The organism is Mycoplasmopsis bovis PG45, assembly GCF_000183385.1.
Classification (GTDB): Bacteria; Bacillota_I; Bacilli_A; order Mycoplasmatales; family Metamycoplasmataceae; genus Mycoplasmopsis; species Mycoplasmopsis bovis.
The window spans coordinates 279,956-297,671 of the sequence record NC_014760.1; the positions used below are offsets into that span (position 1 = coordinate 279,956).

A 17,716-nucleotide genomic window follows, 5' to 3' on the forward strand; every position below is an offset into this window, starting at 1 on the left:
AAATGCTGCAAAAGCAGCAAATTTGCGTGGGTAAAAGTTAATTTATTAATTAAGTGCAGATATTGACCGCATAACCAGGTCAATATCTTTATTTTCTAATTCGTTGATAATATGTAAATAGATTTGTTCAGTAGTATTCATACTAGAGTGACCTAGTCTCTTAGCAACTGAGGCAATTGAAACACCTGCATACAATAAAATTGATGCATGTGTGTGTCTTAATCCATGAATGCTGATAATAGGGATATTGGCTTTTTTGCATCTTCTAGCTAATAGATCATTAATTGTTGAATTAAAAATCTTTTCTTTAAAAACAAAAATAGGTTTATTTTTATCTAGCCCTTGTACTAAAGATGCAAAACGAGAGATTGTTTGCCAATCTAATTGTATTTTTCTAACTGAAGATTTATTTTTTGTTGGCAAAAAGCCACCAGATTCTTTGTAATTTCATGTTTTAGATACATTTAGTAATTGCTTAGTAAAGTCAAAATCATCTGGAGTAAGTGCAACAGCTTCTGAGAATCTTAGTCCTGTTTTAGCAATTAGAAATATTAGTCAGTCAAAGTTCAATTTATCCTGTAAATTAAGCCCTTTGAGCAAAAGTTGAAGCTCAAAATTGCTTAAAAATTTAATTTTTTTAGGCCTAGCTGGCATACCTTTTATGACTACCTTCCTAGTGGGGTCTTTTGTTAATAGCCCTTCATCGAAAGCATCTAGCAAACATCCTTTTAGATGATGGTGAAAATCCATAGTTGTTTGTCTTTCATGGCACTCAGCATAATCATTTATGATCTGTTGATAGCTAACTCTATCAAGGTCGCAAAGTTTTAAATTAGGAGCTAGTTTAATAATTCAGTCTAAAGTTAGCTCATATTTCATAAAGCTAACCTTTCTAATTGAACCTCTTTTATAAACATTTATTCAACTTTGAAAATATTTGTATAGCAAAATATCAGTCTTTTTCATTTTTCCTTTCATTTTTACCCACGCTGATGAAGGGTTATTAAGGAATCGAGATAATAAAGCACATTCCCAATTTTTTGTTGCTCATATATGTTGGGAGGAAATAAAAACAAAGTCTTTTTTAACGCTGTTTGATTTATATTGAACCTTGAGATTCCTTGTGCCATAAGCATTGCTTGAGTTCTAAAAGAGTTTGATCTAAAAAAATATCCAATGTAATTAACATCATATTTTTCTAATTGATTAAACCTAACTAGAATACAAAAACTGTTAAAAGCTACGTTTTTATAGTCGTTTTTTCAATTTATTACTGATGACATTGCAACTTCATCAGGAGTTTCTGATGAAATAGTTAATATAACATCCTTAAATTGAACATAATTTTGCCTGCTACTGTTTTTAAATTTCTTCAATTCACTAAACTGTGAAAATGTATTATTAAAAACATTTAAATAATCTATGTATAAATCTTTTCCAACGCCAAAATCACTTTTGCTAACAGAAGTTAGTCCATTATAAAATTTTGAACATTCTCCCAATTTTTCCTGTTCTCAAGCGTTAGTAAATTCCTTGAATCTTATGCTTGGAAATTGAGATTTTTCATCACAAAACATTCTGTCAAGCAGTCTACTTTTGAGATTTTTCAAGCTTAAAAGCTTACGCTGATGAAGGGTTATTAGTGAGTCAAGGTGAGTGAAAAGGGATGATATTTTGGATTGTTCAGCAAAATTTGGAAAGTTTACACTTTCACTTTCAAATTGGCTTAAATTTAGCGTATCTCTGACTGATTTGTTAGAGTTGGTTGACACTATATTTTTAAATGCTTCAGAGCGAAATCATAGTAGAAAAAAATCAGGGTTATTGTTATTATTTATTTGGAAAACTTCATAAATGGGGCTAACAAGACCCATTTCTGAGTGCTTATAAAGTGCAAGTGACCCTACATTTATTCTTGATGGATTATATGCAAAAGTATTTATGGAAACAATTAACGAATTTTTCTTGTCTGCAAAAACTGCTTTTCCACCATCATCAAAATACTCATTCTGATTAACAAATCCATCTTTATTTGTTACTGAATAACTGACTAAATTCATGTTGCTACTATTTTTAACTCTATATGGAATGAATAAATTTTTGGCAGTATCCTGTTCTCAAGCGGAAACATTGATTGAAAAAAGAAATAATTGCTTTTTTCTTGCAGCAAACATTTATTCAGAAATGAATAAACTTGTTAAATTTAGGCAGTAATTATCTTTTTATTCGTTTATTTCATGCACTCTTTAGTAAGCTTTGCCATTAAAAACATAAAAAATACAGCAGCATAAAATGTTGTTTAAGATACTAATTTTTATATACAGGCTCACAAGCAAAATGTAAATAAAAAGCAAACTTTTTTAAACTAGGACAATAAAAATAGACATTAAATTTTTATTTTTTACAAAACTCCACTCACAATTCATGTGGAGTTTTGTAATTAAATTTCTTGAGCATTCGCTCATTATTATACCAATCAATGAATCTATTTAGATGACGCTCAAGTTGCTTAAGCGTCATTTTCTTAACACTTTTCTCAAAATTTTCAAACATTTCAGTTTTAAGTACTGAGAAAAAGTATTCAATTTCTCTATTGTCAAGGGAATTACCAATTCTTGACATTGATACTTTTCCATTAAGTCTTTCAATTAACTGAAGATATTCTTTAGATGAATATTGACTTCCGTGGTCAGAATGTATAACAAAATTTTTGGGAAAATTAACTTTTTTAATATTATCAATAACCAATGAATTATCATTGTACAAAGACAGGTTAAAACCTAAAATTTTTTTGGTTTTATGATGAATAACAGCCGACATATATACAAAATTTTGATCAACATCTATTGGCGAAGGTATGTATGTAACATCAGTAGCATAGATATCATTATATATACCATCATAGTCACGAGAAGCAATATTTTGAAACGTTACAGATACATTCTTAGATTCTTTTGTTCTTTTTGCTTTTCTTATTCTACAAACTAGTCCAAGTTTTTTCATTATTCTACCTAAAGTCCTATAATTAAGCTTTATTTGTTTATTTTTGCTAATATAAGCAGCCAATCTTTCTCTGCCGAAAATGCCTCCAGTTTCTTTAAAAGCTTGAACTACAGTGTTCTCTAATTCAAGATTCTTTTCTTTAATCATTTTCAATTTTTTTAGCTTTTTATAGTATGTAGATTTTTTAATTTTAAGCAATGACATAATAACTTTATTCGATACCTTAAAGGGAAATGAATTCTTTATTTTGGTAACCGTTTCTTTAAATTTGTCCTTTTTTATCTTCTTAATTTCGTCATCTGTAGAAATTATTTTTATTATCTTTATCAAATCTTCTTTATTTAGATCATTTAAAAATTCATCTAATATTTCATCATTTGATTTTGTCTTTTTTGGCCTGCCGGAACCTTTACCTTTTTTAGGCGATCTTCCACTCATTGATTCTATGTTCATACCTAAATTATATCTTTTATACTTATTCACTAATCTCTTTCATTGATCGTCAGAAATGTGTTCTACATTTTTTATTTTCATCATTTCATTCAAAAAACATTTTTTAGTGAGTTCCCCAGATCTATATTTTTCGTATTTTTCAAACAAATATTTCCATTCATTAACACTTAACTGCTTAGCCATTTTTATCTCCAACAAAAAAACATCAGCAAATTTGCTGATGTCTACTTTTTTTGTCCTAGTGTATTTTCCAGTTTGCTTTTTTGCTTATTTGCCTGCTAAATAAGCCTATATGTTCCGTCCGATTCTTCGGCAACAATACTTTCTCTTTTTAGATTTTCTAAAACATTTTTAACTTTTGCTATTTGTTTTGCAGATAGTGATTTATTAAAAGTTTTATTGGTTAGTTCTCTAGCAAAATCATTTACACTAATAGGCATATTGTTAAGGTTAAAAATAGTAAGAATAAAGTGCTCTATTTCCTTATCATGAATATCCATAACGCTTCTTTTGTTTTCTAAGCTATTGCTTTCTCTAAATTTAAATTTTCATCCAAATGGTATTATGAATCCATTCTCATCCACATTACCAATATTTCATATAATGCTATCAACAGTATCCTTAGTTGTTTTAGTAACCATAGAATCGCCCTTGATGTTTTTAGCAATTTTATATGCGATACTTAACGGAATTGGTCCAAGTTTTGAAAGGATAATTTTAAGCATATTGCTTAAGTCATAATATTTAATATGGTCAAAGCGATTTTTATCCTTAAAAAATGATGATACAACACTTTCTGTCAGGCCATCTATTGATGGATATATATCAAACACAGCAACATTATCAGTTTCTTTTTCAACTATAAAATGAGCATTTTGGTCAATTTTATCTTCTATAGCTTCTTTTGTTACAACTAATGGAAAATTAGTAGGTTTAATATTTGTGAGTTGGAGAAGTTTTTCTTCAATAATATTTATTTGATGACTTGGATTTTTAAATCAATCAGCTGATCAAATTCTGTGTATTATTCAGCCTCTTGATTCGAATATTTGTTGTCTTAATCTATCTCTGTCTCTTGCAGTTTTAGATAAATTGAAGGATGACCCATCACATTCAATGCCAAGAATAAACTTATTTTCATTGTATGGTTCAGTTATTGCCAGGTCAATTTTAAAGTCTGAATAGCCAATTTGTCTTTTGACATTTCAACCTCTTTTAGTTAATTCATCATAAACTTCTTTTTCAAAAAGTGAATCGAATCTGCTAGTTGAATATTCATTTCCACTTTCTGATATATTAATTCCAAATTCAGCATTTTTAATAAATTTCTCAAGCATTTTGATTCCTGGTTGGTCACTTCTAAATCAGTCAACTTCACTATGCTTGAAGTTTGAAACTACAATTAAGCCTCTTTTAGCTCTAGTAATTGCAACATTTAGTCTTCTATAGCCATTTTCTTTATTAATTTCGCCAAATAAAACACCAAAGCGGTTGTTTTTATTAACTTTTCCGTTAATTACAAAAATTATAAAATCACGCTCATCACCTTGAACTGTTTCAATATTTTTAACAAAAAATGGTTCATTTACTTCATCATCAAAAAAGAATGATAAATCAGGATTTGAAGATTTAAATTTCTCTAATTCTTCATTTACTCTTTTCTCAATTTCTAAGTTAAAGACCACAATACCAACTGAATATTTATTGCGATAATTTGTAATGATCTTTTTAAGAATATCTAGTGACTTAATAATAGTTTCTTGTTCATAGTCTGTTTCTTTGGGTTTGGCATACTCAAAGTGCAATCCTTCATATTCACTTGGACTCTCTGAATTAGGAAAAGTTACTAAATCTTTATAAATAAAATTATTTGAGGTAGTAATCAAGTCTTCATATTTAGATCTATAGTGTCATTTTAGTTTAATTGAGTTTAAGTTTCCATCAGCTAATTTAAGTAGTGATTCATATCCAGACGAAACGTCTTGCTCTATTTCATTAGACTCAGCAAAGTCATCATTATCAATTGATGAAAAGAAATTAGATGGCGGCATTTGTTCTTTGTCGCCAACAATAATTACTTGTTTTGCTCTAAAAAGCGAACTAATAGCTGTTTCAGGCTTGATTTGTGACGCTTCATCAAAAATAACTGTGTCAAATTTGTAGTCTATATCTTTAAATAAGTGGCTGACAGTAAGAGGAGAAAGCATTAAACAAGGTTTTAATTTTAAAATAAAGTCTAAGGCCTGTTCAAAGATAGTTTTGAATGAAACCCTAGTTCTTTTCTTTGATGCTTCACGTTTAATAATGTTATATTGTGGGTTAGCACTTTGAAAAGCAGTAGATTTTTTGATACTTTTGTCAATATGCATAATTATTCTATCTTTAGCTATTTGACTTATCTGTTTATCTCTTTGTCTAAATAATTCCAAATTGCTATTCATGAAAATTGCATCGCTATTTTGTAATTCGCTATCTAAAATTGATTCTATTAATTGTTTATAAAATCTTTTTAAGAAAATCGACTTGTAATTATCTGTGATATTTTTAGCAAAAATAGCTTCAACAAATGATGATAAGTCTGCATCATATAGCTCTTTTTTATAGGTAAGGAAGTTCAAGTATTCTTCCAATTCGTTTCTGCTATTTACTAGAATATTAACTACATTTTTAAAGTCAACAAAATCTAAATAGTCATATGAATCACTCTCTTTATTTAGTATTTCAACTAAATAATAAAACTTATCTAAAAATGAAAAAACTTCAATAGATAGCTTACTTTTCTTTTCATCATTGGCTAATATTGACAGCAAGGTGTTACTAATAATTGATTTTTTATATAGATGAGTTAATAACTCTAGCTTATCTTTAGAATCATTAATCATATTTTGGTCATTAGTATCTATAAAAAAGGCTAATTGGTTAAGTATGCTTTCTATTTTTTTATTAGATTCACTTAAGTCAACAAACATTTCAAAATGTTTGACTATATCAACATTTTTTAAAAGTTTAGGATTCTTTAGACACTTCCTAATTTGCTTTATTTGCCTATTTCACTTGGGCGAAAGGAATCTAAATGGTTTCTTATGAGTCTTTTTAACATATTCATAAACATTTTCTATATTTTGATCATTAGCAAATAAAAGATTAGTTCATATAACTTCTAAGGAAGCAACTAAATCATTTTTATGATTAATTAAATCAATTAATTGATTAATTAACTGGTAATTATTTTCAATTTGACTAATAGTTAAGGCATCATTTTTATATTCAGGTTTAATTGATTTATATAATTCCAATAAGCTATTAATATCTTTAATTTTCTTTGTAAAGTTTATATCAATAATGCTTTTATTGCTCAATATATTGTTTAAACTAAGATAATTTCTTAGTTGCAAACTTCTATTATTTAATTCAGACAATTTAGCAAAAAGTTCATTTTTGTCAAATGAATCTAATTCAAAGTTTTCGAAACCATATCACTTGTGGTCTTTATAGTTGAATTTAATTGTTTTATAGGCATAAAAGAAACGATCGATTGATTCTAAAATTGATGTAAATTTAGCATTATTAATATCTAAAATATTATTAATTACAAAATGTAAATCAAATGCATCTTTGTAATAAAAATATTTACCTATATACTCATAAATTGATTCAAATTCAGGTTCGCGCTTTTTAAGCAATACTTGGCCATAATTTGTTAGTATGTCTTTAACCTTTTCATAGTTCTCAGCAAAATTAGTCATTTTTTGCTCATCAATTTCAAATAATTTTGCTTTGTCAATTGATTCGACTAATTCTTGCAAAATCTGCGTCTTATTCACTTTAGAATCATGAATAGGAATTGCATATTTTTCTAATCCAATTTTCTTTAAATTATTATAAACAACTTGCAAAGCAGCATTTTTTTCAGCCACAAAAAGTATTTTTTTGTTTCTAGAAATCAACTCAGTAATAATGTTAGTAATAGTTTGCGACTTACCAGTTCCTGGTGGTCCTTGTAAAACAAAACTTTTGCCTCTTATAGCATTTTGCACAGCTACTTCTTGTGATGAGTCTGAATCTAAAATCTTGTATTGTTCAAAAACATCAATTTTTGAATCAATGTTAGCTTCATTAATTTCATTTGTGCTACTGTCAATATCATTTTCTAAGTCCATTAAGTTCTTAAAAAAGTCACTATCAATGATTTTTTCAATATTAGTTTCAATGTCTTTATATATATGAATTTTTGAAAAGTCAAAATTCGACAAATAAACTGAATTATCAATTTCTCATCTTTCATCATCACACTGAGAAAGGATTTTTTGACAATATTCAGTATATGCTAAATTAAGATTATCGCTTTCATTATTAAAAGTTGCATCAATATTAAAGTCATTATCAAGCTTTCTAACTAACGATTCATTATTAACAAAAGCACCATCGTTTTTTATTTTAATTGATCATATATTTGCGTTATTTTTAAGTTCAACAGGCAAAAATAATAATGGAGCATATTTAGGTTCATACGAATCCTTTGATTCAAATCATTTTAAAAATCCAAAAGCCAAATATAGCACATCAATTGAATACTCATCTTTTCACATTTTGGCAATTTTGTAGATTTTTTTAAGCGTATTATCTAAAAGATTTTGAGTTGCTGAGTTACCATATTCACAGTAAATTTTACTCTTAGCAATATTAGGATTTTTATTTAGAATGTCATTAATTGTATGAGAATAAAAAGTCTTAGTTTGGCCATATTTATCGCGTGCATATAGATTGCTCATTTTGTATGAACTAATCTCAAATTCTTCTTTAGAAGATGAGTTTATTATTTTAATAAAGTCATCAAGAACAGGGCTTACAATCTTGATTTTTGGCACTATTGTTTTTGCTGGATACACATTAAAATTTAGAGCCTTATTTTTCATACTTAGGTCTAAAAGTTTGGCTTTTCAATTATTGATATTTTTAGTTAATATCTCTCTTTTATTCTCATTATTCATAACAAAATCCTTTCAAAAAATTAGATTTAATATGTCAAAAGGGCACTAACAATAATTATAATAGAAATTTATTTCACGAGTGACAATGCAAAGCTGAATAGGCGCAAAAAAAGAAAACAAAATTGGGAAAAACAGCTAATTTTTCCCAAAAAAGTTTACTTTTAAGAATGCACTCATTTTCTTTTGTTCTCGATAATGGATAGGAGAAAAGTAATCATTTTTTTATTTTGCTTAACAAAATGTAAAAAGATAAGAACACGAAGCAAATCATAAGTGTTCATACTGTATATTTATAATGAATACTTATGCTAAATCTTTATTACAAATTGTCACCATATAAATTAATATTAAACTCATAATTGTTTTTATTTTTAGTTACAACAAAAGTCAAATAAGGCTATTTTATAGTATAAAAATGCCATTATAAAAGACTATTTGTAGAACTCGCTTTAACAAAAAAAATAAAATAATAGATTCAAATCGCAAGTTTAAAAAATAAAGTAAGCAACGAAAAGATCATTTCAGGACATCAAATTTTTTAGGGTATAGTCAGCCTAATTTTTGGTAAAATTTAATATTATATTTTATAATATTACGCCTTTTAAAATTTAAGAAAGGAATAACGCATGGCTAAATTCAATGATGATGAAAAAGAAAAATTAAATAATGGTGACAACAATGAAAAGAATGATGATTATGGCATTGAAGACGAATCATCTAGCGAGTTATTTATAGCATTTAAAAAGCCTAAAGATAGCAAAAGTGATGACGAAGATGATGAAGATAGTCCACAAAATAAACCTGAATATAAAGTACAACCAAAATTAGTTGAAACTGAGCAAGATGGAATAATTCCAATGCAAATTTCGAAAGAGATGAAAGTCTCGTTTTTAGACTATGCAATGAGTGTTATTGTTTCGCGTGCTCTTCCTGATGCCAGAGACGGACTTAAACCAGTTCATAGAAGAATACTCTATGATATGAGCGAGTTAGGAATAACAAGTGGTACTCAACATCGTAAAAGTGCAAGAATTGTTGGTGATGTTTTAGGTAAGTATCACCCTCATGGTGATTCTTCGGTTTATGAAGCAATGGTGCGTATGGCTCAAGATTTTTCAATGAGATATCCTTTAATTGATGGGCATGGAAATTTTGGTTCAATTGATGGTGACCAAGCTGCGGCTATGCGTTATACTGAAGCGAGAATGTCAAAAGTAGCTACTTTGATGCTAGAAGGCATTAAAAAAGATACTGTTGACTTTGTAGATAATTATGATGCAACTGAAAAAGAGCCTTCTGTGTTACCTTCTCGTTTTCCTAATTTGTTAGTTTCTGGAGGATCGGGTATTGCTGTTGGGATGGCAACAAGCATCCCCCCACATAATTTAGCAGAAACAATTGATGCAACTATTGCATTGGCAAGAAATCCCGAAATAACTATAGCTGAAATTATGGAGTTTCTTCCTGGTCCTGATTTTCCAACAGGTGCGATGATTATGGGAACAAAAGGCATTAAGGAAGCTTATGAAACTGGAAAAGGTTCAATTTCAGTTAGATCTATTGCGAAAATAGAACACTTGCATAATGGTAAAAGCAGAATTATTGTTTCTGAAATCCCATACGAAATCAAGAAGACTCTTATTATTGAAAAAATAGCCCAATTAATGAAAGACAAAACCATCGATGGAGTTGCTGATTTACGTGACGAATCGAATAGAAATGGTATTAGAATCATCATTGACATTAAAAAAGGCGAAGTTCCCGAAATCATATTAAATAAGCTTTATAGACAAACTCCCCTTCAATCAAATTACAATGTTAACTTTGTTGCGCTAGTAGATGGTGAACCTAAATTATTAAATATTAAATATGCTTTAGAAGTTTATTTAAAGCATCAAGAAAATGTTGTAACAAGAAGGTTAAAATTTGATTTAAATAAAGCTCAAGACAGAATGCATATTTTAGAAGGTCTTAAGTTAGCAGTTGAAAATATTGATGAAGTTATTAAAATTATTAAATCATCTAAGACAGACCAAGATGCACAAAATAATCTTTCTGCGAGATTTAACTTAAGCGAAAAGCAAACAAAAGCTATAGTCGATATGCGTCTAGGCAGATTAACTGGATTAGCTATTGATAGCATGATTGAAGAAATGAAGAATCTTTCGGCTGAGATTGAAAGAATAATTAGCATTTTATCTGATAAGAAGTTATTAACTGAGTTAATTATCGATGAATTAACTGAAATTAAAAATAAGTTTGCTGATGATAGAAGAACTGTTATTGACAAAAATCTTAGTGCTTCAATTGATGATGAGGATTTAATTACCAAAAGAGATATTGTTATCACAACAAGCACAAAAGGTTATGTAAAGAGAATTGATTTAGAAGAGTATAAAACACAAAGACGTGGCGGAGTTGGCATAACCACAATGAAAACATATAATGATGATGATATTGCATCAATTATTACAACAACAACACACACCGACCTACTTATTTTTACAAATCACGGTAGAGTTTATAGAATAAGGGCGCATGAAATTCCTGAATTAAACAGACAGTCAAAAGGAACCTCATTTATTAATATCATTCCTAGACTTAAAGTTGATGAAGGTGAAAAAGTCATTTCAATGCTTGCTGTTGATGAATACAGCGACAATAAATACTTATTCACAGCCACAAAGCTAGGGATTATTAAAAAAACAAGTCTTTCTGAATTTCAAATCATTAATATAAATGGTAAACGTGCATTCAATTTAAAAGAAAATGATGAACTTATTCGTGCATCTATAATCAATGATGATGAGTTAGTTCTTCTTGCAAACGATAAGCAAAGAATTGTTAAATTTCATTCAAATGAATTTAGAGCGCTTAGCAGAATTGCAACAGGAGTAAAAGGAATAACTCTTGCTGATGATGAAACTTGTATTTCTGCATCATCAAGCTCTGAAGGTGAGTTAATTTTAACAATAGGTAGAAATGGTTTTGGAAAAATAACTCATCATAGTTTATTTAGATTAGTTCACAGAGGTGGCAAAGGTGTAATAGGCATCAACAGTGACAAGGCTGGCAATTTGGTATTTGCTCGTTTTGTAAATCCTCATGATGAAATTCTTATGATAACAACAAGTGGTTTTACAATAAGAATACCTATTAAAGATATAAACCAAACCGGCCGAGCAACAAAAGGCGTTAAATTAATTAACTTAAAGAAAAAAGAGCAAATTCAAGCTGTTGAAATAGTTAAATTAGAGAATGATTCTTCAATTGATGAAACTGTTGATGATGAAAAATTCATTGATGATATAAAAAATCAAACGAAAGAGATTCTTTTAGATAAAGGCGACATAAACGAAGAGACATCTGAAATTGATATTGACTAAATCTCTATTATGTTTTATAAGACTTAAGGACAATTGTGATGAGTGATAATTTAAGTAATAAGTATTATCTATCTATATCTGACAATTTGCTTTTCTTAAAATCAAACTCTAAAGAACACATTGATGAACAGTTGTGTTCTTTAGTTTTAGAACACATTTGTTCAGTTCTTGATAATGGAAGCAAGCAAAAGATTTTATTATCCTATCAAGGTGACCAAAAGCACTATAAAACAATTGAATACATAAAAAATTTTCCTATAAAAAACTTCCAAGTTTATGTTTATGATTCGCATATTGGAACAGACATTTCAACTGATGAAATAGCTGTTAAAGAAAACGAAATAGACTATATTGTTAAATTTATATTTTCTAAAAAATCAAAACTAATATCAATTTCAATATATGATGGAAAAACAAAATTTTATGTAAAAAGAAACACATTAGAAACAATATGTGAGAGTTTTAACGCTAATCGTAAAATTGAAATTTATGAGAACAAACTTGATTACGAAGCTGAATTGCTTAGTATTGACAAATTAATATCCATACAGGCATCAAAAGAAGAAATTCTTAAGGCATTTTTTAATGTTAGAGCAAGGTATAAATCTAGAAGTTTAGTACTAGTTAATAATGATTATTTACATTCATTATTTGTTCAGTTATTTAGTAATTATGATACTAGTTTTAAAGTCAAAAAGAGCAAAATTGCCAGTCAAAGTAACAAGCCAATTTTTGATTTGTTTAAAAACTTCTTGCCAAAACTCAAAAAATATCAAAGTATTTTAAAAATTGATAATTATTCTAGTTTAACTGCTGATTTTTTAATAGATTATAGGCTGAAAAATCTTTCTACAGACCAAATAGTGTTGTTGTACTTAGACTTTTTAGTAGAAGAATTAAAAAGATCGAATCAAGTTGATATTAAAAAGTTATTTGTAATTATTCCACCAAACGCAAGCAGACAAGTTATTGATCTAATTAAGCAATATAAGATGAGATATTACTTTTATGATTCTAATAATATTGAATCATTACTAAGCGACGAAAATTGCTTATTTTCATATTCATTTAGCAAAATAAATGCTAATCCAAGATACTCAAAGATTCATAATAATCACTACTTTGTTATATGTTTAGTTTGAATGCTAAACATTTATAGAAACAGAAACAATTTACTTTCTTTTAAATACAACTCGCTTAGAGAAAATTTAGGTGGAACTAAGATAATTTACAAAAGTCAAAAATTTGAATTTAATAATATAAAAAATCTAATATCAATTATTGAAAAGCATTACTTAAAAAGCAAGATATTTAACAAAATAAAAATATTTAATTCATGATTTGATAATAACTATGCTGTATTGAAACTGTATTCTGAACAAGACAAGAATTCATTAATTTTATACTTTGATATAGAAAGAAGCAGAATGGTTTTTGAGTATCATATGTGTAATGAATTAGCGAAGCAAAATGTACCTTGAAAAATGCAATATTTAAAGACTTTTTGATGGGTTAAAAAGATTCTTAAGTTATTAAAATAAGAAAATGTTTGTAGTATTCATGAAGGCATAAGTTGATTAAAAGGTCTATAAAACAGCCATATTCTGCTTTTTGTTATAAGACATATTTTACAATAATTTGTCACACAAAATGCTTTCTATTATTATAATTTATAATAAAATTTAATTTGCATAATTAACAGCAGATAATTATTTATTCAGTATATGATATTTTCAACTGATTTGAAAGTAAGTTAGCTGTAAACTGAAATCATTAAAAAGTCATCAAGAATAAGGAAATTGTCTCCTTTTTATGTTTTTATGCAGAAAGAGGAAAATATGAGATATTTAGGACCAGTTTTTAAAAAAGCTCGTCGTTATGGAATTTCAATTTTAGAAAATGAAAAAGAATTTTCTAAGGGCAAAAAACGTACATACGCACCAGGTCAACACGGAAATAAACGTGTAAAACTTTCTGACTATGGTTTACACTTATATGAAAAACAAAAAGTTAGATTTATTTATGGTATTAGTGAAAAACAATTACAAAAAATTTATTCACGAGCTATTAAAATGAAAGGTGTTGCTGGTACAAACTTACTTCAACTTTTAGAAAGTCGTTTTGATAATGTTGTTTATAGAGCTGGTTTTGCTACAACCAGAAGACAAGCTCGTCAATTAGTTGCTCACGGTCATTTCCAATTAAATGGCAAAAACGCAGACATTCCTTCTATGCACATATCAGTGGGTGATGTTATAACACTTAAAGCCAAAACACAAAATAATGCTCAAGTTAAGGCTGCTTTAGAATCAAAACCAGCTGCTGCTTGACTAACAGTTAAGAATTTTGAAGTTAAAGTTGATAGATTACCTGACAGAAGCGAACTAAATCCAAATGTTAAAGAAAACTTTGTTATTGAGCACTATTCAAAATAGTTAAGAGACAGGAGAATATATTATGAAAAAGGATATACATCCACAATATAACACTGTTGAAGCAACTTGCTCAACATGTTCAAAGAAATTCACATTTGGAACAACTAAAAAATCAATTTCAATCGACGTTTGTTCAGGTTGCCACGTTGTTTATACTGGTGATAGAGCAAAAACCAAGGCAACTGGTATGATTGACAAGTTTAATCAAAGACTTGCAAAGAAAAATTCAAAATAATATTATTTTTTAAAAGAGCCACAATGGTTCTTTTTTTAGCACTCTCAGCAAATTATATTATTTGTTTTGTGGTAGTTTTACCAATAAGCCTTTAAAACAGGGCAATCAGTCTTTGACTATATTTAGCACTTTCATTATGAATATGCTAAAAAAGTTTATAATTAAACTATGCATAAAAAAGATGATTTTGGCTTAACTAATGATTTAAAAACCATTTTAAAATACACAGTAGAAATGTTTATTGAAGACGGCACACCTGTAAGTTCGCAAGCATTAATAGAAAATTTTAAATTAAATTTTTCAAGTGCTAAAGTTAGATATTTAATGAATGACTTAGAAAAGTTTGGATTTTTAGAAAAAACACACACTTCTAGCGGAAGAGTTCCTTCAGCAAAAGGCTATGAATACTATGCAATGTATTTAGCAAATTTTGACACAAACGCCTTTAAAGAAAGACTAAAAGACATTTTTGCACGCAGAAGAGTTTCAATTGAAAACACAGTTGAAGAAGCAGCTAAAATAATTACTGAATCAATTGGAGTTACACTAGTAACTACTGAAAATAATGAAGATGCAACACTAAAAAACTTACAATTGGTTCCACTTTCAGACAGAGAAGGATTAGTCTTAATAACTGATTCGTATAACAAAACTACAACTAACAACATAACTATTAATAAAGATGTGTATTCGATGAATGATCTATCTATTGCAACTAAAGTTTTTAATCAAAGATTAGTGAATTCATCATTAATAAACTTAGCATCTTCTGCCAAGGCACTTTGACCTATATTGTCTGAATCAATCAAAAACTATGAGACATTATTGGAAGAGTATGTTAATCAAGTTTTTCACTTTGCATTTGTTAATAAAAACAATATTTATGGTAGGAATAACATTATTCTTGCCGACGAAATTTCTAGACAGGATTTGCTAAAAATATTGCATAAAATTGAAAATGAATCAATTTGAGAAATAATTGATTCTGAAATACCGGACAAAAATAGAAACATTAAAATAGCCATTTGTAGTGACCACAGTACATTTATTGCTAAGAAGTTGCAAAATAATAAAATTAAGGAAATTTCATTAGTAGGTACTAACAGAATGAATTATGCCAAAGGCATTTCAGCATTAGAAATTTTAGAGGAGTTAATAAATGAGTTCGATGAATAAAGAAGAAGCTATTAATAAAAGCAATGAAGCTAAGAAAACTTTCTCCAAAGGTGATCGTTTAATTGTAGATGTTAATACATATTCACCTAATGGCGACTTAGTTGATCGTTTTTGTGTCAAAAATTTTGAGCTAATTTTAGGTAAAAACACCTTTATAAATAACTTTGATGACAAATTTCTTCATAATGAAATTAAACCAAGCTACAAGTTTCAAGTAAAAATACCTAAAAATGATCCTAGTGATATTTATAAAAACCAAAAATTTTGGTTTGAAGTCGAATTAAAAAACTATGATGAAATTATGGCAAAAAAATCATCAAATTCTAATGAAGAAACAAATTTAGAATCTGCTGAAAAAATAGATCACCTTAAAGACGATCCTTTGGTAAAAGCACAAGCAAAAATACTTTCGCTTTATGCTAAAAGTGAAATGTTAGCAAGAGATAATGAGTTTCTAAAAGCACAATTAGAAAGAGCAAAGGAAACACCAAAAACTATTGTTGTGCCTGATGAAATGAAAAAGCAAATTCATCAATATGCCTTACAAGATTTTTTTGAACAATTTGTTAACTATTATAGCTTGTATAAAACAACAACTTTAAGCTCTGAAAAGCAAGCTGAACTTTTGGATGATCCTAAATTAAAAGCATTTGCAAAAGGCTACAGGATGATAACCTGGCAATTTGATGAATTATTTAAAAAGTATAATTTCATTGAAATTAAGCCAATCGAGGGTGAAATTTTTAATCCTGAATATCAAAAAGTCAATGACCAATTCATAGATGATGAATTTCCGACTAATACCATTATTAATGTTCATTCGTCTGCATTTATGTTGCATGATAGAGTGCTTCATGTTGCACTTGTTGATACAACAGTTAGATCTACTGATCCGCAAGCAAAAGTGTTAATTGAAAAATTAGGAGATAATGCATATCACAAAACTCCTGGAAAGTTGCACACGCTAGAGGAAAAAGTTTCTGAATCAATTGCAAAAAGCAATAAGTAAAAGTGAGAAACAATAAAATTCTCATTTTTTTTATATTGTTTTATATATTTAAATTGAATTTATGCACATCAAAGCAATGTTTAGTTTACTCAACAGAGCACAGTATTTTCTTAAGGCGCTGTCTTATAGTACTTATGGCAAGAATGGGCAAAATTTTAAATATTGACTCTAATTTTATATAATTATATTATGTTCAAAAAATCGGTAAGTGATGCATGAACATCAGTTAAACGTGGTAATATGCTACTATTAGCTATTGGTGTTTTAATTGGTGCCTCATTTAATGCAGTTATTAGTTCATTAGCAAACGATGTTATAATGGCTGCAATAGCTTCTTTATTCAATGTTTCTGCAGTTTCCGAGTTAAAAGCTGGCTCTGTTTTAATTGGTAAATTCTTAGCTGCTTTAATTTCATTCATTATTGTTACTATTATAATTTTTCTATTCTTAATTATTTATTTCTTAATTAGAAATGCTATAGAGCATAGAAAAGCAAAAAGAAATCCTCCAGTTGCAGTGGTTGCCACTCCTACAACTGATGAATTAATACTTCAAGAGCTTAAAAAACTTAATGAAAACATTGAAGAATTAAGAAGAAATCAATTAAAGTAAGAAACATTTAGGACAAAAGTTGGGATTTTCCCAATTTTTTTCTTTTTTCACTATTTTTTCAAATATCTAAATTAAATTATTGAAAGGAGGAATATGGAACAAGGTAAATTTGTAAAACTTGACGAAAATCAAGAGAAGCACATACGTGGTGGATTTTCAATAACAGCAGCCATAGCCGGAATTTCATCAATAGTAACGATCGCAACAAAAATTGCCTCATTAGTTAAGCTTTCGAAAGCCAAAAAAGGAGAAGTAACTAGCACAGGAAGCACAAAATGAGACACAAACGAATCCAAAACTACAGTTGCAAGTTATAGGAATATTCAACCGATTTATCAACCAGTTTATGTAAGCTATTAAATTAGTTGTTTCTTCAAAATTAGGATTTAACGATACTTTAAAAAATAATTAAATAA

At 28.3% G+C, this 17,716-nt stretch carries 12 protein-coding genes; 8 read left to right on the top strand and 4 right to left on the bottom strand.

Annotated elements, in window-relative coordinates; all coding sequences use genetic code 4:
• Nucleotides 1-45: 45 nt before the first annotated feature.
• The 4 genes from MBOVPG45_RS01200 to MBOVPG45_RS01215 form a co-directional block, all read right to left on the bottom strand.
• Nucleotides 46-966, bottom strand: a complete 921-nt coding sequence (locus tag MBOVPG45_RS01200) for a site-specific integrase (RefSeq protein WP_013456308.1) — start codon at nt 964-966, stop codon at nt 46-48.
• A 14-nt stretch (nt 967-980) separates the two neighbouring features.
• Nucleotides 981-2,060 (bottom strand): restriction endonuclease subunit S, encoded by a 1,080-nt coding sequence (locus MBOVPG45_RS01205; RefSeq protein ID WP_013456365.1) that lies wholly within the window; start codon nt 2,058-2,060, stop codon nt 981-983.
• A 334-nt stretch (nt 2,061-2,394) separates the two neighbouring features.
• Complete coding sequence (locus MBOVPG45_RS01210) at nt 2,395-3,639, bottom strand: IS3 family transposase (protein WP_013455925.1); 1,245 nt, start codon at nt 3,637-3,639, stop codon at nt 2,395-2,397.
• A gap of 95 nt (nt 3,640-3,734) precedes the next feature.
• The gene (locus MBOVPG45_RS01215) at nt 3,735-8,447 is read right to left on the bottom strand and encodes a PDDEXK-like endonuclease domain-containing protein (protein ID WP_013456033.1); all 4,713 of its coding nucleotides are present in this window, start codon (nt 8,445-8,447) and stop codon (nt 3,735-3,737) included.
• Nucleotides 8,448-9,073: 626 nt separating this feature from the next.
• Between MBOVPG45_RS01215 and gyrA the strand changes: the two genes are divergently transcribed.
• The 8 genes from gyrA (at nt 9,074) to MBOVPG45_RS01255 (ending at nt 17,660) form a co-directional block, all read left to right on the top strand.
• Nucleotides 9,074-11,833, top strand: a complete 2,760-nt coding sequence (gene gyrA / locus MBOVPG45_RS01220; protein ID WP_013456181.1) for a DNA gyrase subunit A — start codon at nt 9,074-9,076, stop codon at nt 11,831-11,833.
• 38 nt (nt 11,834-11,871) lie between these two features.
• On the top strand, nt 11,872-13,374 hold the full coding sequence (locus MBOVPG45_RS01225) for an MAG5620 family putative phospho-sugar mutase (protein ID WP_013455958.1): 1,503 nt from the start codon (nt 11,872-11,874) through the stop codon (nt 13,372-13,374).
• A 297-nt stretch (nt 13,375-13,671) separates the two neighbouring features.
• On the top strand, nt 13,672-14,268 hold the full coding sequence (rpsD, locus tag MBOVPG45_RS01230; protein ID WP_013456448.1) for a 30S ribosomal protein S4: 597 nt from the start codon (nt 13,672-13,674) through the stop codon (nt 14,266-14,268).
• 22 nt (nt 14,269-14,290) lie between these two features.
• Entirely contained in the window at nt 14,291-14,503 is a 213-nt protein-coding gene (rpmE, locus tag MBOVPG45_RS01235) for a 50S ribosomal protein L31 (protein WP_013456389.1), read from the top strand.
• A gap of 168 nt (nt 14,504-14,671) precedes the next feature.
• Nucleotides 14,672-15,679: a heat-inducible transcriptional repressor HrcA gene (gene hrcA, locus MBOVPG45_RS01240; protein ID WP_013456423.1), complete on the top strand. Its 1,008-nt coding sequence runs from the start codon at nt 14,672-14,674 to the stop codon at nt 15,677-15,679.
• Nucleotides 15,663-16,688: a nucleotide exchange factor GrpE gene (grpE, locus tag MBOVPG45_RS01245; protein WP_013456328.1), complete on the top strand. Its 1,026-nt coding sequence runs from the start codon at nt 15,663-15,665 to the stop codon at nt 16,686-16,688. The genes hrcA and grpE overlap by 17 nt, the downstream gene beginning before the upstream one ends.
• A 189-nt stretch (nt 16,689-16,877) precedes the next feature.
• On the top strand, nt 16,878-17,300 hold the full coding sequence (locus MBOVPG45_RS01250; protein ID WP_013456268.1) for an MscL family protein: 423 nt from the start codon (nt 16,878-16,880) through the stop codon (nt 17,298-17,300).
• A gap of 93 nt (nt 17,301-17,393) precedes the next feature.
• Nucleotides 17,394-17,660 (top strand): hypothetical protein, encoded by a 267-nt coding sequence (locus MBOVPG45_RS01255; RefSeq protein ID WP_013456093.1) that lies wholly within the window; start codon nt 17,394-17,396, stop codon nt 17,658-17,660.
• Nucleotides 17,661-17,716: the final 56 nt, after the last annotated feature.